The following is a 13348-nucleotide window of genomic DNA, read 5'->3' on the forward strand; positions in this document are numbered from 1 at the left end:
GCGCGAACTAGCTACTGAACTGAACGAACACGGACACGAACGCCTGTGGGACGCTTCCGATCTACCAGAGATTGGTTCCTCGATCTATCAGGGGTTGGTTCTCCGATCTATCAGAGGTCGTTTGAGTACCTATCTATCATTTCTCACAGCTGACACGGCTCAACAACGGTGGGAAGATTCATTTATGAGCGACTACGTTCTCCCCACGATAGATGGAGCCATACGCACGCGGCCGACGATTGGTACGCGATCAACCCGGGCTCGTCGTCGTCGCGGTCGCCGCCCTGCTGTTGGTCGGTGATCTCATCGGGAAACTCACGGGCGGCGGGCTGACACCGGCGCGATTCGGGGGGTTCGTCTGGGACGGACTGGTCATCGGCCTGCTGATCGGGCTGGCCGGGATCGGCCTCTCGCTGACATACAGCATCCTCGGCTTCGCCAACTTCGCCCACGGCGATTACATCTCCTGGGGCGCGTTCTCCGGCTGGGCGGTTGCCTATCTCCTCGCTGGCATCGACCGCTATGCGGCCGGCGGCCTGCTACTCATCGGAGCCGGCGACGGCCCCGCACCCGGCGATGTCGGCGTCAGCATCACCAACACCCCGCTCAGCATCGTCGCCGGCCTCGTCGTCGCCGTGGCCTTTACCGTCGGTGTCTCGCTGCTCGTTGATCGGGTGGTCTACCGACCGATCCGCGAGGCCGACGGAATTACACTTCTTATTGCGAGTATCGGCGTCGCCTTCGCACTCCGGTATCTCATCGTCTTCTTCTTCTACAGCGGCCGACAAGGCGTCACTGACATTAGCCGGGTGCCATCCTACGACATCGGCGGCGTCGTCATCAACGCCCACGAACTCACCATCGTCGTCGTCGGCCTCGCGCTGATGGTCGGCGTCCACCTCCTGTTGCAACGAACCAAACTCGGCAAGGCGATGCGGGCGATGGCCGACAACCGCGACCTCGCACAGGTCACGGGGATTCCGGTCGAGGGCGTCATCCGAACGACGTGGATTCTCGGCGGCGGGCTGGCCGGCGCGGCCGGCTACCTCGTCGTCCTCACACAGGGTACCATCGCTTACGACCTCGGCTGGCTCCTCCTCCTGTTGATTTTCGCGGCCGTGATCATGGGCGGCATCGGCTCGGTCTATGGCGCGATTGTCGGCGGTCTCGTTATCGGTTTGGCGAGTCGGCTGTCGCTGATCTGGCTAACTGGCGATCTCTCCAGTTTCGCCGAACCCGTCGCCTTCGGGCTGATGATTTTTGTTCTGTTGTTCCGTCCAGAGGGCATCTTCGGCGGGGTGAGTACAGCATGAGCCCTGACGGCTCCCCGACTGACCGCCTACCCACTGACCGCCTTGACGGGTTCCGCGAGCTACTCGAACGCTCGGATGCCGCGCTCGTCCTCACGGCCATGGCGGCGTTCTATCTGCTCTTTCTCTCCATCGGCGCGATCCTGAACTACGACCTCGCAGGACTCATCTCGATTCTCGGGCAGGTCACGTTCTTCACGGCCGTCTACGCCTTGGTCGTCCTCGCGTTGAACCTCCAGTGGGGGTACGCCGGGCTGTTCAATATCGGCATCGCGGGCTTCATGGCCGTTGGCGTCTACACGATGGCGATGCTGACTGCACCGCCGACCGGTTCGCCGCCCGGGCTCGGCCTCCCGATCAGCGTCGGGATCGTCGGCGGCATGGTCGCCGCGGCCCTCATCGGCCTTGTCACCGCGCTGCCCGCGCTCCGCCTGCGCGCGGACTACCTCGCTATCGTCACGGTCGCCATTTCGGAGATCATCCGGCTGACCTACAACTCTCCGGCGTTCAGCACGTTCACGTTGCCGGGCGGGATCGCTCTCGGCACCGGCGGCGCCAACGGGATCGGGAACTTCCCGAGCAACCCTGTCCGGGCGATCTATTTCACCGATCCAAGTAGTGCGGCCTCGGGAACAACACCCATTGGCACCGCGGTCTTCGGCTTCTTCGAGAACGTCCTCGGCGTCTTCCGTAGTGCTGTCATCGTCGATCTCACCTACGGGCTCGTGCTCGCCGTGGTCGTCGTCCTCGTGTACACGCTGTTGGCTCGCGTCGGCAACTCACCGTTCGGCCGCGTGCTCAAGGCGATCCGGGAGGACGAGGTCGTCGCCAAATCCCTCGGGAAAGACACGAATAGATTCAAGATCAAGACGTTCATGCTCGGCTGCGCGCTGATGGGGCTGGCCGGCGTGCTCTGGCAGGGATTCGGCACCGGCGCGGTCTACCCGCAGGCGTTCCGCCCCGAGTTGACTTTCTACATTTTCATCGCCGTCATCATCGGCGGTGCGGGCTCGAACACTGGCAGCGTCCTCGGCGGTGCGGTCTTCGCCAACCTCCTGTTCCTCCTGCCGCAGTACCTCCCCAACATCATCGAGCAGACGTTTGCGATCGAAGCCGACCCGAATAACTTCATCGCCGCGATCGGCCCTATCGCGGCCGGCGAGATCGCCCCGCTGTTGGGCTATGTGCTGAACCAACGACTGCCCGCGCTTCGGTTCGTCTTCGTCGGCGTTCTGTTGGTCTATCTGATGCAGAACCGCCCGGAGGGGCTGCTCGGCCACCGCACCGAGACGGCGGCGGCCGTCGATCTCAGCGAGGGCCACACGCCGGGCACTGGCCCATCGCAGGCGGCGGACGCGAGCGGGGCTGCCGGCGGCGAGGGAGGTGTCGATGATGAGTAACACCGGGGCCGAGATCGAGCGCGACGAGCGCGACGCTGCCACCGCCGCGGCCGACGACGCCGACGATCAGCTGCTCCGCGTCGGGAACCTCCGCAAGGAGTTCGGCGGCATCACCGCCGTCGACGGGGCGTCGTTTGCGGTCGCCGACGGGTCGCTGACGGGGCTGATCGGGCCGAACGGCGCGGGGAAATCGACGACGTTCAACTGCATTACGGGGATTCACGAGCCAACTGCCGGGGAGATCAACTTCAACGGTGAGGATATCGCGGGCCTCGCGCCCAACGCTGTCGCCGACCGCGGGCTTGTCCGGACGTTCCAGATCGCCCGCGAGCTTGCTGAGATGACCGTCCTCGAAAACCTGATGCTCGCACCCAAGCGACAGCAGGGCGAGAGCCTCTATCGGTCGGTGTTGCCGACATTCAGGAACGGCGTCATCGAAGAGGAAACCGAGTTGCGCGAGGCGGTCTGGGAGTCCTTGGAGTTCTTTGAGATCGACCACCTCGCCGAGGATCGGGCGGGCACCCTTTCGGGCGGCCAGCGGAAGCTGCTGGAGATGGCGCGCGCGCTGATGACCGATCCCGACATGCTGCTGTTGGACGAACCGTTCGCCGGCGTCAACCCGACGCTGGAAACGAAACTGCTCGACCGCATCAACCAACTGCGCGACGAGGAGGGGTTGACCTTCCTGTTGGTCGAACACGACATGGACATCATCATGGAGCACTGTGACCCGGTTATCGTGATGCACCAAGGCCGAGTGCTGGCCGAGGGGCCGCCCGAGGAGATTCGCAACAACGAGCGCGTTGTCGACGCCTACTTCGGTGATGACATATGAGTGAGATCACTGCGACCACCGAGGTCACGACCTACGACGACAGCCTGCTGTCCGTCCGGTCGCTGGACGCCGGCTACGGCGACCTCCAAATCCTCGAACACGTCGATCTCGACGTTGCTGACGGCGAGTACGTCACCATCGTCGGCCCCAACGGCGCGGGGAAATCGACGGTGATGAAATCCGTCTTCGGGCTGACGACCTACATGGGCGGGGATATCGAGTTCGACGGCGAGGCCATCGAGGGGCTTCGACCCGAGGAGATCATCCACCACGGGATCGGCTACGTTCCCCAGTCGGACAACGTCTTCCCGTCGCTGTCGGTCGAAGAGAACCTCGAAATGGGCGCGTACATCCTCGATAACGTTCCCGACGACGCCATGCAGGCCGTCTACGACCGGTTCCCGATCCTCGAAGAGCGACGGGGCCAGAAGGCGGGAACGATGTCCGGCGGCCAACAGCAGATGTTGGCGATGGGGCGGGCGTTGATGCTTGATCCCGACCTCTTGCTGCTGGATGAGCCGAGTGCCGGCCTCGCGCCCGACCTCGTCGAGGACATGTTCGACCGGATCGACCGCATCAACGACGATGGAACCGCGATCCTCATGGTCGAACAGAACGCGAAACAGGCACTCAGACGCTGTGATCGGAGCTACGTCCTCGTCCAGGGCAAAAACCGCTACGAGGAAGATGGCGACGCGCTGCTGAACGATCCGGAGGTCAGAAAACAGTTCCTCGGCGGCTGATTCGAGCCGAAAAACGGCGGCGGCCGTTAGGCCGAGAATTCGATGGTATCGGTGGCCTCGTAGCCGTCCTCGTTGAACTGGAAGACCTCGTAAGTCGCGGCCCTCAGGTCGCCGTTCTCGTCGAAGTTGACCGGGCTCGACGCACCCTGGTACTGGATCTCGGTGCCCTCAGCGGCCATTGCTAGCCCGTCGGCCAGCGTCGATGGCGTCACTTCCTCGCCGCCGGGATTGGCGACGGCCTGCATCTGCTCGGCGATCGCTGGGCCGCTGTTTTCACCCGCCGCGGCGTTGGCGAGCAGACAGACCGCGGTCGCGTCGAAGGCCTGTGAGGTGAAGACTCCGGGTTCACTGTCGAACTCGTTTTGATACTCCGTGGTGAAAAAGTCCCGACCGGGGCCGGCCGCACTCGGTGCGGTTCCCTGCACGTTCGTCATCGCGTTGCCGACATCGCTCGGCAACTCACTGTTCTGAAGCCCATCAGTAACGAGGAATGGCGTCTCGCCGGAGTATTCTGAGTAGTAGTCTCTGAACAGTTGAACGCCGCTTTCAGGGTAGCCGATGACAATAACGACGCCCGGATCGTCGCTGAGGGCTTGACTCAGCTGTGAGCTGTAGGAACTCGCTCCCTTCGGGAACGATACTTGATTCTGAACCGTTCCACCGTAAGCAGAGACGAAGCTATTGGAGAGGGCCTGCCCATAGGCGTTGTTGACGTACAGCGTTGCCGCCGTCGACGCGCCGATGTTGTCGCTAGCAACCTGTGCCAACACCTGTCCCTGCAGTGCGTCCGATGGCGGCGTTCGCCAGATAAGATTGTTGTCGTCGAGATCAGTGATTTCCGGAGCTGTCGAGGCTGGCGAGCAAGCAAGGACGCTGTTCGGAATAAAAACGTTTTCGGCAACCTGGATCGTGACCTCGGAGCTCGCCGCGCCGGTCACGGCCGGATAGCCAGAATCGACGAGCGAACTCGCCGCCGTCTGGCCGGCGTTGGGGTCGGTCTGGGTGTCTTCGACCTGACTATCGATGGTGAACTCCGTGTTCCCTTCGAGCAGGTCGATCGGCAGCACCGCGGCGTCGCGGATCGGCTGGCCGAGATTGCCGAGGCCGCCTGACAGCGGCATCAACACACCTTGGCTGAGTGTTCGTCCACCGCTGCCGCCACCGCCGCCGGCACAGCCGGCCAGCGCGGCCGTTCCGCTGACGCCGATTCCCTTCAGCACATCCCGTCTGTCTATGTTGTATGACATATTTACCCACACATACCTAACAGCTCATAATAAATCCCAGGGATCGGCGCGGCGCTGAGTGATGCAAGCAGTATCGTTGGAGACGATCAAAACACACAGCGATCAGATCGGCTCGCGGTCGACGCCCCCCAGCGGTTGATACGAAACGCGTTGTCAGTAGATTTCACAATCGACGCCCAGCACCTCAAAATCGGTCGTGTGGCGCGTGATGACCGTCTCATAGGCGTCGGCTACGACCGCTGCGATCAGGATATCGCCGCTGCGGGCATTGACCCGCTCGCTGGGAGGTGTTTCCGCGCATAAATTAGTGCCGGCAGCCCGCCGCGATCCGTTGCCCTACCGGTTCTCCGATAGCCACTCCAGTGCGGGCTCCAGCTCCGTCTGCGGCGGCGAGCAGGTAAACGACTCGCAGGCGTAGACCGTCGGCTCGCCGCCGTCGGCGTTGCGGTCGGCCCAGACGGGCGGCGCGCTGCCCAGTTCGAGTTCGTCGAGCCAGTCTTGGAGGCCGTCTTCCGTTGGTGGCCGGTGTGCGAGCGTGACGCCAGGCAGATACCGATCCGCCAGCGTTGTCCGCCAGTCGTCGGGTAACTCGTCGGCGGCGATAGTGAGTTCCGCGCCGCCGTTGGTGTAGCGGTCGGCCGCCAGCGTCAGCGAGACGTGCTGGAGCGGGTTGCCGGTGATCCGGTCGGCATGCGTCGCCAGTACGTCGCCGGCGATCTCGCGGTAGTCGGCATCGGCAACAAAGCCGTCGAGCACGCAGAGCAGATCGGTCGCCGCGCCGAGACTCGACGGCGTCGAGCTATCGGTGAGTTCCTGTGGGCGCGTGACGAGCTCCTCGCCGCTCTCGGGTGTGAAGTAAATCGTGCCGTCGTCGGCGTCGTAGAACTCGGCGACGATGGTGTCGGCGAGATCGAGGGCGACGCCGAGCGGCTCGGGATCGCCCGTGGCTTGATAGAGGTCGAACGCGCCGCGGGCGAGGAAAGCGTAATCCTCCAGATACCCCTCGCCGGCGGCCTCGCCGTCGATGAACCGTCGCTGGAGGCGGCCAGCGTCGCTGTCAAGGAGGTGCTCAGTGACGAAATCGAGGGCGTTTCGGGCTGGTTCGGCATAGTCAGCATCGAGGACGCGAGCCGCACTCGCGTACGCCGAGATCATCATCCCGTTCCAGCCGGCCAGGACTTTTTCGTCTCTGGGGGGCCGGGTTCGCTCCTCGCGGGCGTCGAACAGCGTCTCGCGGGCGGCATCGAGTTCGGCTTCGACCTCCTCAATTTCGAGGTCGTGGGCGTCGGCCAGTTCGTCAACCGTTGCCGACACGTTCAACACGGTCGTCCCGCGCTCGAAGTTACCGGCGTCCGTGACGCCGTACCGCTCACAGAACAGCGTTGCCGCCGGGTCGTCAAGCAGGTCGTGGACGTCCTCGGGCGTCCAGACGTAGAAACTCCCCTCCTCGTCGCCGCTGCGGGCGTCGAGCGTGCTGAAAAAGCCGCCGTCGGGATGGGTCAGCTCGCGCTCGACGAACTCCAACGTTTCCGCGACGACCTCGGTGTATCGCTCGCTGTCGGTCAACTGATCCCCGGCGAGATACAGCGGCGGCAGCCCGGCGTTGTCGTAGAGCATCTTTTCGAAGTGGGGTACCGTCCACTCGCGGTCAGTTGCGTACCGGTGGAAGCCGCCACCCAACTGGTCGTACATCCCGCCGTCGGCCATCGCATCGAGCGTTGTCGTCGCCGCGGAGAGCGCGTCGTCGCTGCCGCTGCGGCTCGCCGCGCGCAACAGGAGGTCGATTCGGCCGGGCTGGGGGAATTTTGGGCCATCCGAGCCGAAGCCGCCGTACTCGTCGTCGAACGACCGGAGGGCAGTTCGAACCGCGGTGTCAAGGGTGTCGTCGCCGGGAACCTCGCTGTCGCCGTCGTGGGTCGGGGTGTCGTACTTGTCGCGGGCGGTATCGATCCACTGCTCGGCGCGCTGTTTCATCTCGCTTCGATCGTCAGGATCGCTCCAGGAGTCGCTGATCTTCGCAAGGAGGTCGAGAAACCCCGGCATCTGGCCCTGTGGCTCCTTCGGGAAGTAGGTGCCAATGTAGAACGGCTTGCCGTCGGGCGTCAGCCACGCCGACAGCGGCCAGCCGCCGCGGCCGGTGACGCGCTGGCAGATCGTCATATAGATGCTGTCGATGTCGGGTCGCTCCTCGCGGTCGACTTTGATCGGCACAAAGTTCTCGTTGAGCCGCTGGGCGACAGCTTCGTCCTCGAAGCTCTCCTCTTCCATGACGTGACACCAGTGACAGGCCGAGTAGCCGATAGAGAGAAAGATCGGCTTGTTTTGTTCCTTGGCTGCGTCCAATGCCGTGTCGTCCCACGGCTGCCAGTTGACAGGGTTGTCCTCATGTTGGCTGAGATAGGGGCTGCCCTCCTCAGCCAGTCGGTTGCGACTCAGTGGATCGGTCATCATTCACAGTCGGCGCGGCGGACGCAAAAAAGATCGGTGTCGGCGACGGCGAGGTGAAACCGTTCTCGGTTAGCCGCCCGGTTGGACGGTCTGATTCGCTGCCGGAGCTTGCTGTTGTCGAAGCTGCTCAAACTGGTCGGGGCTGGTGATGCCAGCGACGATGTCGACGTTCATGTAATCGAGAAGCGCGCCCTCCGACCCCGAGACGAGCAGCATCGGCGAGCCGCCCGGCGGTGTGAGCGAATCCTCAACGGTCAGCCCGAGTGATTCGGCCTCCGTGGTCGCACTCTCGACCAGCTCGTCGTTGAGCTCTGTTTGGAGTTCGGATAGCTGTTGGCTCGCCGCCTGTCGGGAGATGCTGCCGTTCTGGATTTCCTCTCCGAGCTGTTGGCTTTCGGCCTGCAGTTCGGCCTGTGCGTCCTCCGAGAGCCGGAGGAAGGCGGTGGCGCGTCGCTCCGAGCCGGGGGCCATACAGCCGGCGGCGGCCAACCCGAGGCCGACACCGCCGGCCGCGAGCAGTCGTCGTCTGCTAACCGATGGGGTTTCAGTCATATCATCTCGCTACTGACACCACACATAAAACCACACTGATCGACTGTGCACCAATCGACTGCGCACGCCGAACCGGCACGGATGAATCCCGAGTATCCGATCTGATTTGTACGCCCGCCTGAGACAGCACAGATATGGAGCCGACCGAACAACCGCCCGACGATCCGGACGCCGCCAGCAACGCGTTGGCCGCCCACCTCACCGCCACCGCCGAGCGGCCGATCCCGCCGGCGACCAACCGATGGCTGGGTGAAGCCGAGGCGGTAGCGCGGGATGCGGCCAGCGACGACATCGATCCAGCGACCAGACGACAGCGAGTCCAACAGGTCGCCGCGCTGTTGGCCGAGGCCGAATCCACCGGCGACGACACCGCCGACGAGCACATCGCCAACGCTCGGGCCTGCTGTCAGGTGATTCTCGACGGGTAGCCCGCCGAGCTAGCCGGCCTGACCGCAGGCGTCGATGAGATCGAGAAGCGTCTCACGGGCCGCTGTCGGGTCGATCGTCTCGGCGACAGCGTCGACAACGGCGGGCGGCCCGCTATCGGGTGGCCCCGCGGGGACGCCGCCGCCGGCAACGTGGTAGTCGCCAGCAGCCGCCCAGATACCGACCACCGCGGTGATCGGCACCGCAAGCAGTGCGGTCGAGCGGTCGTCGTCGGTGGCAGCACCGGTGTCGGCATCGTCGCTGTCGATGTCGTCAGTGGCAACATCGATGTCGGCATCGTCGCTGTCGATGTTGTCAGTGGCAACATCGATGTCGCCGTCGTCAGCAGCCGGGGGGTCGTTGTCGGCGTCGACCTGGATCGACCGTCGAACCAACCCGCCGTAGGTGACGATCTGTCCAGTCGCCTCGCCGATCGATTGTTTTCGCCGATTTCGTTCGGCGACCTGCTCGATGCCGCGATCGGCGAGCCGATCGGTGAAGCCAGCGGCGGCCTTCCGTCGCACCAGCTGTGTCAGCATCGGGTTCGGGTCGCGCCGCGGCTCCAGCCGGATCCGACTCACAAAAAAGAACTGCCAGGGGTGATCGCAGCCGGTCTGGGCGCGGATTTGTTCGCGGGCCTCGGTCTCCTCGAAGACGACCGTATGCGTGTAGACGGTGACAATCGGCGTCGAAAACGCCTTGTCGATGGTTGCGTCGGTCTCCCGCCAGCCGGCCAAGCGATCGCTCGGAACGGCCGGCCGGGGTACCTCCATCTAGTGGTCGTCCTCGCGCCACTTGTGTTCGCACTCGGTACAGACGAAAAAGCGGGTCTCGCTCTCGTCGGCCGCCCGGATCTGCTGCATATACCAGTAGGCGCGGTCGTTGTCGCACTTCGGACAGGCCGCCGTCGTCGTCGGCAGCCCCTTGTCCTCGGCGTCGCTGATGTCGACGATCTCGGTTTCCTCCTGGCCCTGCGTGGTCGTCATCGCAGCCTCCGCGGCCTCATCGCGCAGTTTCGTGAAGCCACAGGCACCACAGACCCATTCGTCGCCTTCGGTCTTCATCATCGAACCGCAGTCGTCACAGAACTCCATTAGCGGGTCGAAGTCCGTTGTCGTATTTAAATAACTGGGTTCAGGTGGGGCGGTGGGATAGCTCAGGCGTCGCCGTCGGATTGGCCGGGTTCGCCGACCGCTTCGATGGGAACGACGTTGTGCAACTCGGTCGTGAGGTCGGCCGCTGAGTCGAAGGTGTCAGGGCCGGTCTCGCCGATAAGCTCGCCGAGATCCGCCTCGCCGTCGGCCAGTATGAGCGTGGTATCGTCGAACGCCGCGGCGGCTGTCTCCCGGTCGACCGGGTACTCGATCTCGTTGAGGACGGACGTGACGCGGGCAATTTTTATACGATCTGTCATAGAATGTGGTTCGGTCTCAATGGGCTTAGTCGCTCCCATACATTCTGCGTTCGGAACACGACAGCCGAAACCCGGAACCAAGAAAGGGGCCGGCTCGAAAGTGGGGATATGAGCCTCACCGACGAGGAACTGGCCCGACTGGAGGATGTCGTCGAGCTCCAGCCGACAAAAAACAGCGAACTCCAGGATCGCTGGGGAGTCGACAGCGGCAGCGAGGTACACCAGTATCTCGAAGGCCACCTCAAAGACTACTACTACCGCGACGACGACAGCCTGATCCGGTCGACGCCGGAGGCCGTCGAGCTCACCGGCGTCGAGCCGGGGGTCGAACCGCCGGGCGAGGATGCCGATGCCGACGCGACGCCGGGATCGATCCGGCTCTCGCCGCTGGAGGCAAAGGTCTTTGAGACCGTTGCCGGCCCCGAGGAGCGATCGGAGAGCGTTGTCAGCGTGCTCAACGGGCTGCGGGATGCGTTCGATATCGACCCAGATGTCGACGACGTTCGGGCGGCCCTCCAGCGACTGAAACGGATCGGCGTCGTCGAGGTACGCTACCGGGCGGTGCCGACGTTTCGCGCCTGTGTCGACCGCGATGAGGTGAGTGTCACGGTAACCGAGGAGTAAGCTACCGATTGCGGTCGGCGCGGCGCGCCAACAGCTGTCGGATCCCCGCACCGGGGCCACCCTCGATCGGCCACCCCTTCGTGCGCCAGGCCGGCGGCTCGGGCTCGAACGCCGAACATGACGCGCTGCACTCGGCGGTCGACTGCCGGCAGCCCTTGGCGGCACACCACGGCCCCAAGAGTCGCCCGTCGCGTCGAAGCTGAAAGTGTCGACAGTCGGGCCGCATCGTCGTCTGATAGTTCCGCCAGCCCCGGCCGTACGCGCGCTCGGCGAGTTCGAGTTGGCGTGACGCCCGATACTCGCTGCTGTGTGTCGGGGTCAACGTGGTCGGATGCCAGGCGACGCTTGCCGCGTCGCCGTCGACACCACCGGTGAAATCCGTTGTGAGAATGCCAGCCTCTACTGGGAGTGCTTCGAGCAGCGCGGGCTCGACGGTCGCGTCGGTTTCGGCGGTGGCAACCCACACCTCGTCGGCGAGGCCGACATCGACATCGTGGCTGAGCTGGTCAGCGAGTCGGTCGGCTGCCGAGGCGTCGAGATCGGGTTTGTTCTCGATGGCGATCAGCCGCTGGATCCAATCGGGATAAGGAGCAATGCGCTTGATCTCGATGCGGTTGCCCTCGCGGCGCGTCTCGACGATCCCGCGGTCGGCCGCGCGGTGGACGGCCTCGCGGACGTATCGCCACGGGTAGTCGGGTTCGGGCAGGGCATCGCGGTACCACACCCACTCGCTCGGTGCGTTGCGGACGACATGGAGGAGGTCGGAATCGAGTTCGTCGTCGCCGAAGGCAGCACGCGCGGCGAGGCCTTCGGGGTCACACTCGACGATAACGGTATCCCAGCGTCGCTGCTGGGTGCCGAGTTGTCGGGCGACGATATGGGTTGTGTCGTTGGTCGGTTGGGTGGTCGATTCCTCGTCGGTCGGCGGCCAGGCGAGTTCGGCCCATCGACAGACACACAGCTCGTAGCGAAACTCAGAGTCGGCGGCGGGATGGGACACGGCCCGGCTTAGATGTAGTCGCCCTCCTCTTCGAGGCGTTCATCGAGGAAGGCGTCGGCCTGTTCGAGGATCTCGCGTGGCCCATCCTGTGTGATCGTGTTGAGCGCCTGCTCGTAGTCGCGCCACTGGAGGTCGCGGTGCTCCGTCGAGATCTCCGCGCTCGCCTCGAATGAGTGGGCGATAAACAGGTGCACCGTTTTGTGGATCGTGTCGCCGCTGGCCTGAAACACGTAGTCGTAATCCTCACGAAAGCCGTTGATGAGTCGAAACTCCTCGATGCCGGCCTCCTCCTCTACCTCTCGGATCGCGGTCTGCTGAAGCTCCTCATCTCCTTCGACCCCGCCTTTGGGGAACTCCCAGTCCCCCGGTCGGCTTTTAAGGAGCAAATACTCCCGGCAGCCACGGGTGTCGCGGAAGAGGATCGCCCCAGCACTGGTTGCCTCAACCGTCATTGGCGGGACTAATGATGGCCCACCGTAAGAGGGTATCGGAGGCGGCGGTGCCGGGATCGATCCATCGTGGGGTGTCCACACCACCGCCAGCCTCCATCGCCGAACGCTGTGTCCCGGGTGAGAGGACACCTCACGCCGGAACGCTGTAGACGGGCTTTTGGTGCTTGCCGCCCCAGCGGTGGGTATGACCTTCGTCACCAAGCTCACCTTCCAATCCGGGGATCGGGCCGTCCTGACCGAGACGGTCGACGAGCTGAAGGAGCTCGTCGAACGCAAGGGCGGGCAGTGTAAGGGGCCGCATACCTCGCCGGAAAATCGGCTCAGCGTCCCGCAGTATCAGACGCTCCAACCCGGCGACAGCTTTGAGCACTGGAGCTACAGCGTCTACGAACGACGGCTCGACATCCACGGTGCCGAACACATCGCCAACGAGATCGGCCACATGGAGTTTCCCGACTCGATTCACGTCGAGATCGAAGTCGAACAGCAACAGCCGCTCGGCGGCAACTAGTTCGGCTCGGAGTCCGGGCGAGACGTATCGATCAACTGGAAAAAGATTCACTGTGCAGAGCCCGGTAGGGGCTCGTATGATGGAGCCGCCGTCCGATGAAGGCCCCTTTGAGTTCGATCCGACGCTCGTCGATCTGGCCGATGAGCTAGCCGAGAGGTTCATCCTCGAAGAGATCGATCCGACACTGCTGGATAGCCTTGATGAGGAGTATCTTGAGCTGTTGGCACAGCAGTCGCCGGAAAACCTCCACATGGATGTTCCGGAGCCGGTGTTGGCCGCGGCGATACAGGTGGCTGCGATGATCTCCGGCCGGATGGAGGCCGCCAAAACCCGGAACATGGGTCGACCGTCGCGGATCCCCTACTCACAGTAGCGGCCTTCGACGA

Annotated in this window: 16 protein-coding genes; 8 read left to right on the forward strand and 8 right to left on the reverse strand. The window is 63.9% G+C overall.

The window, feature by feature from the left end; translation table 11 throughout:
• Window positions 1-212: 212 nt before the first annotated feature.
• Genes EWF95_RS00420 through EWF95_RS00435 form a run of 4 tightly spaced genes read left to right on the forward strand, consistent with a single transcriptional unit; the run spans window position 213 to window position 4288 of the window.
• Window positions 213-1313, forward strand: a complete 1101-nt coding sequence (locus EWF95_RS00420) for a branched-chain amino acid ABC transporter permease (RefSeq protein WP_142442020.1) — start codon at window positions 213-215, stop codon at window positions 1311-1313.
• Window positions 1310-2710, forward strand: coding sequence for a branched-chain amino acid ABC transporter permease (locus tag EWF95_RS00425; RefSeq protein ID WP_142442021.1), 1401 nt, complete (start codon window positions 1310-1312; stop codon window positions 2708-2710). Before EWF95_RS00420 ends, EWF95_RS00425 begins: the two co-directional genes overlap by 4 nt.
• Window positions 2700-3545, forward strand: coding sequence for an ABC transporter ATP-binding protein (locus EWF95_RS00430; RefSeq protein WP_142442022.1), 846 nt, complete (start codon window positions 2700-2702; stop codon window positions 3543-3545). The genes EWF95_RS00425 and EWF95_RS00430 overlap by 11 nt, the downstream gene beginning before the upstream one ends.
• Window positions 3542-4288, forward strand: a complete 747-nt coding sequence (locus tag EWF95_RS00435) for an ABC transporter ATP-binding protein (RefSeq protein WP_142442023.1) — start codon at window positions 3542-3544, stop codon at window positions 4286-4288. The genes EWF95_RS00430 and EWF95_RS00435 overlap by 4 nt, the downstream gene beginning before the upstream one ends.
• A gap of 26 nt (window positions 4289-4314) precedes the next feature.
• On the opposite strand, the gene EWF95_RS00440 is transcribed toward EWF95_RS00435, so the two are convergent.
• The 3 genes from EWF95_RS00440 to EWF95_RS13745 form a co-directional block, all read right to left on the reverse strand.
• Entirely contained in the window at window positions 4315-5535 is a 1221-nt protein-coding gene (locus tag EWF95_RS00440; protein WP_142442024.1) for an ABC transporter substrate-binding protein, read from the reverse strand.
• Window positions 5536-5871: 336 nt separating this feature from the next.
• Window positions 5872-7983 carry a thioredoxin domain-containing protein gene (locus EWF95_RS00445; RefSeq protein ID WP_142442025.1) on the reverse strand — a complete coding sequence of 704 codons (2112 nt, stop codon included), beginning with the start codon at window positions 7981-7983 and terminating at the stop codon, window positions 5872-5874.
• Between the two features lie 69 nt (window positions 7984-8052).
• Window positions 8053-8535, reverse strand: a complete 483-nt coding sequence (locus EWF95_RS13745; protein ID WP_246055603.1) for a hypothetical protein — start codon at window positions 8533-8535, stop codon at window positions 8053-8055.
• 134 nt (window positions 8536-8669) lie between these two features.
• Between EWF95_RS13745 and EWF95_RS00455 the strand changes: the two genes are divergently transcribed.
• A complete protein-coding gene (locus tag EWF95_RS00455; protein WP_142442026.1) occupies window positions 8670-8963 on the forward strand; it encodes a hypothetical protein in 294 nt (97 codons plus the stop codon).
• Window positions 8964-8972: 9 nt separating this feature from the next.
• Here EWF95_RS00455 and EWF95_RS00460 read toward each other — a convergent pair whose 3' ends face one another.
• The 3 genes from EWF95_RS00460 to EWF95_RS00470 all read right to left on the reverse strand — a co-directional run bounded on the left by EWF95_RS00460 (window position 8973) and on the right by EWF95_RS00470 (window position 10375).
• Window positions 8973-9734, reverse strand: a complete 762-nt coding sequence (locus EWF95_RS00460; protein ID WP_142442027.1) for a hypothetical protein — start codon at window positions 9732-9734, stop codon at window positions 8973-8975.
• Window positions 9735-10055, reverse strand: coding sequence for a transcription factor S (locus EWF95_RS00465; protein ID WP_142442028.1), 321 nt, complete (start codon window positions 10053-10055; stop codon window positions 9735-9737).
• Between the two features lie 62 nt (window positions 10056-10117).
• Entirely contained in the window at window positions 10118-10375 is a 258-nt protein-coding gene (locus EWF95_RS00470; RefSeq protein WP_142442029.1) for a DUF5789 family protein, read from the reverse strand.
• A 108-nt stretch (window positions 10376-10483) separates the two neighbouring features.
• On the opposite strand from EWF95_RS00470, the gene EWF95_RS00475 reads away from it, so the two are divergent.
• Window positions 10484-10999: a DUF5797 family protein gene (locus EWF95_RS00475; protein WP_142442030.1), complete on the forward strand. Its 516-nt coding sequence runs from the start codon at window positions 10484-10486 to the stop codon at window positions 10997-10999.
• Between the two features lies 1 nt (window position 11000).
• On the opposite strand, the gene EWF95_RS00480 is transcribed toward EWF95_RS00475, so the two are convergent.
• Together EWF95_RS00480 and EWF95_RS00485 are read right to left on the reverse strand one after the other, a co-directional pair.
• Window positions 11001-11999: a DUF5787 family protein gene (locus tag EWF95_RS00480; RefSeq protein WP_142442031.1), complete on the reverse strand. Its 999-nt coding sequence runs from the start codon at window positions 11997-11999 to the stop codon at window positions 11001-11003.
• Between the two features lie 8 nt (window positions 12000-12007).
• Window positions 12008-12451, reverse strand: coding sequence for an NUDIX domain-containing protein (locus EWF95_RS00485; RefSeq protein ID WP_142442032.1), 444 nt, complete (start codon window positions 12449-12451; stop codon window positions 12008-12010).
• Window positions 12452-12635: 184 nt separating this feature from the next.
• On the opposite strand from EWF95_RS00485, the gene EWF95_RS00490 reads away from it, so the two are divergent.
• Window positions 12636-12962, forward strand: coding sequence for an uS10/mL48 family ribosomal protein (locus EWF95_RS00490; protein WP_142442033.1), 327 nt, complete (start codon window positions 12636-12638; stop codon window positions 12960-12962).
• 76 nt (window positions 12963-13038) lie between these two features.
• Window positions 13039-13335, forward strand: coding sequence for a hypothetical protein (locus EWF95_RS00495; RefSeq protein WP_142442034.1), 297 nt, complete (start codon window positions 13039-13041; stop codon window positions 13333-13335).
• Window positions 13336-13348: the final 13 nt, after the last annotated feature.

This window comes from Halonotius roseus (assembly GCF_006861655.1).
Taxonomy (GTDB): domain Archaea; phylum Halobacteriota; class Halobacteria; order Halobacteriales; family Haloferacaceae; genus Halonotius; species Halonotius roseus.

What these genes read in the sequence shown, in the direction of transcription:
- EWF95_RS00420 (WP_142442020.1), top strand. Translation starts at nt 213, where the DNA reads ATGGAGCCATACGCACGCGGCCGACGATTGGTACGCGATCAACCCGGG.
- EWF95_RS00425 (WP_142442021.1), top strand. Translation starts at nt 1,310, where the DNA reads ATGAGCCCTGACGGCTCCCCGACTGACCGCCTACCCACTGACCGCCTT.
- EWF95_RS00430 (WP_142442022.1), top strand. Translation starts at nt 2,700, where the DNA reads ATGATGAGTAACACCGGGGCCGAGATCGAGCGCGACGAGCGCGACGCT.
- EWF95_RS00435 (WP_142442023.1), top strand. Translation starts at nt 3,542, where the DNA reads ATGAGTGAGATCACTGCGACCACCGAGGTCACGACCTACGACGACAGC.
- EWF95_RS00440 (WP_142442024.1), bottom strand. Translation starts at nt 5,535, where the DNA reads ATGTCATACAACATAGACAGACGGGATGTGCTGAAGGGAATCGGCGTC.
- EWF95_RS00445 (WP_142442025.1), bottom strand. Translation starts at nt 7,983, where the DNA reads ATGACCGATCCACTGAGTCGCAACCGACTGGCTGAGGAGGGCAGCCCC.
- EWF95_RS13745 (WP_246055603.1), bottom strand. Translation starts at nt 8,535, where the DNA reads ATGACTGAAACCCCATCGGTTAGCAGACGACGACTGCTCGCGGCCGGC.
- EWF95_RS00455 (WP_142442026.1), top strand. Translation starts at nt 8,670, where the DNA reads ATGGAGCCGACCGAACAACCGCCCGACGATCCGGACGCCGCCAGCAAC.
- EWF95_RS00460 (WP_142442027.1), bottom strand. Translation starts at nt 9,734, where the DNA reads ATGGAGGTACCCCGGCCGGCCGTTCCGAGCGATCGCTTGGCCGGCTGG.
- EWF95_RS00465 (WP_142442028.1), bottom strand. Translation starts at nt 10,055, where the DNA reads ATGGAGTTCTGTGACGACTGCGGTTCGATGATGAAGACCGAAGGCGAC.
- EWF95_RS00470 (WP_142442029.1), bottom strand. Translation starts at nt 10,375, where the DNA reads ATGACAGATCGTATAAAAATTGCCCGCGTCACGTCCGTCCTCAACGAG.
- EWF95_RS00475 (WP_142442030.1), top strand. Translation starts at nt 10,484, where the DNA reads ATGAGCCTCACCGACGAGGAACTGGCCCGACTGGAGGATGTCGTCGAG.
- EWF95_RS00485 (WP_142442032.1), bottom strand. Translation starts at nt 12,451, where the DNA reads ATGACGGTTGAGGCAACCAGTGCTGGGGCGATCCTCTTCCGCGACACC.
- EWF95_RS00490 (WP_142442033.1), top strand. Translation starts at nt 12,636, where the DNA reads ATGACCTTCGTCACCAAGCTCACCTTCCAATCCGGGGATCGGGCCGTC.
- EWF95_RS00495 (WP_142442034.1), top strand. Translation starts at nt 13,039, where the DNA reads ATGATGGAGCCGCCGTCCGATGAAGGCCCCTTTGAGTTCGATCCGACG.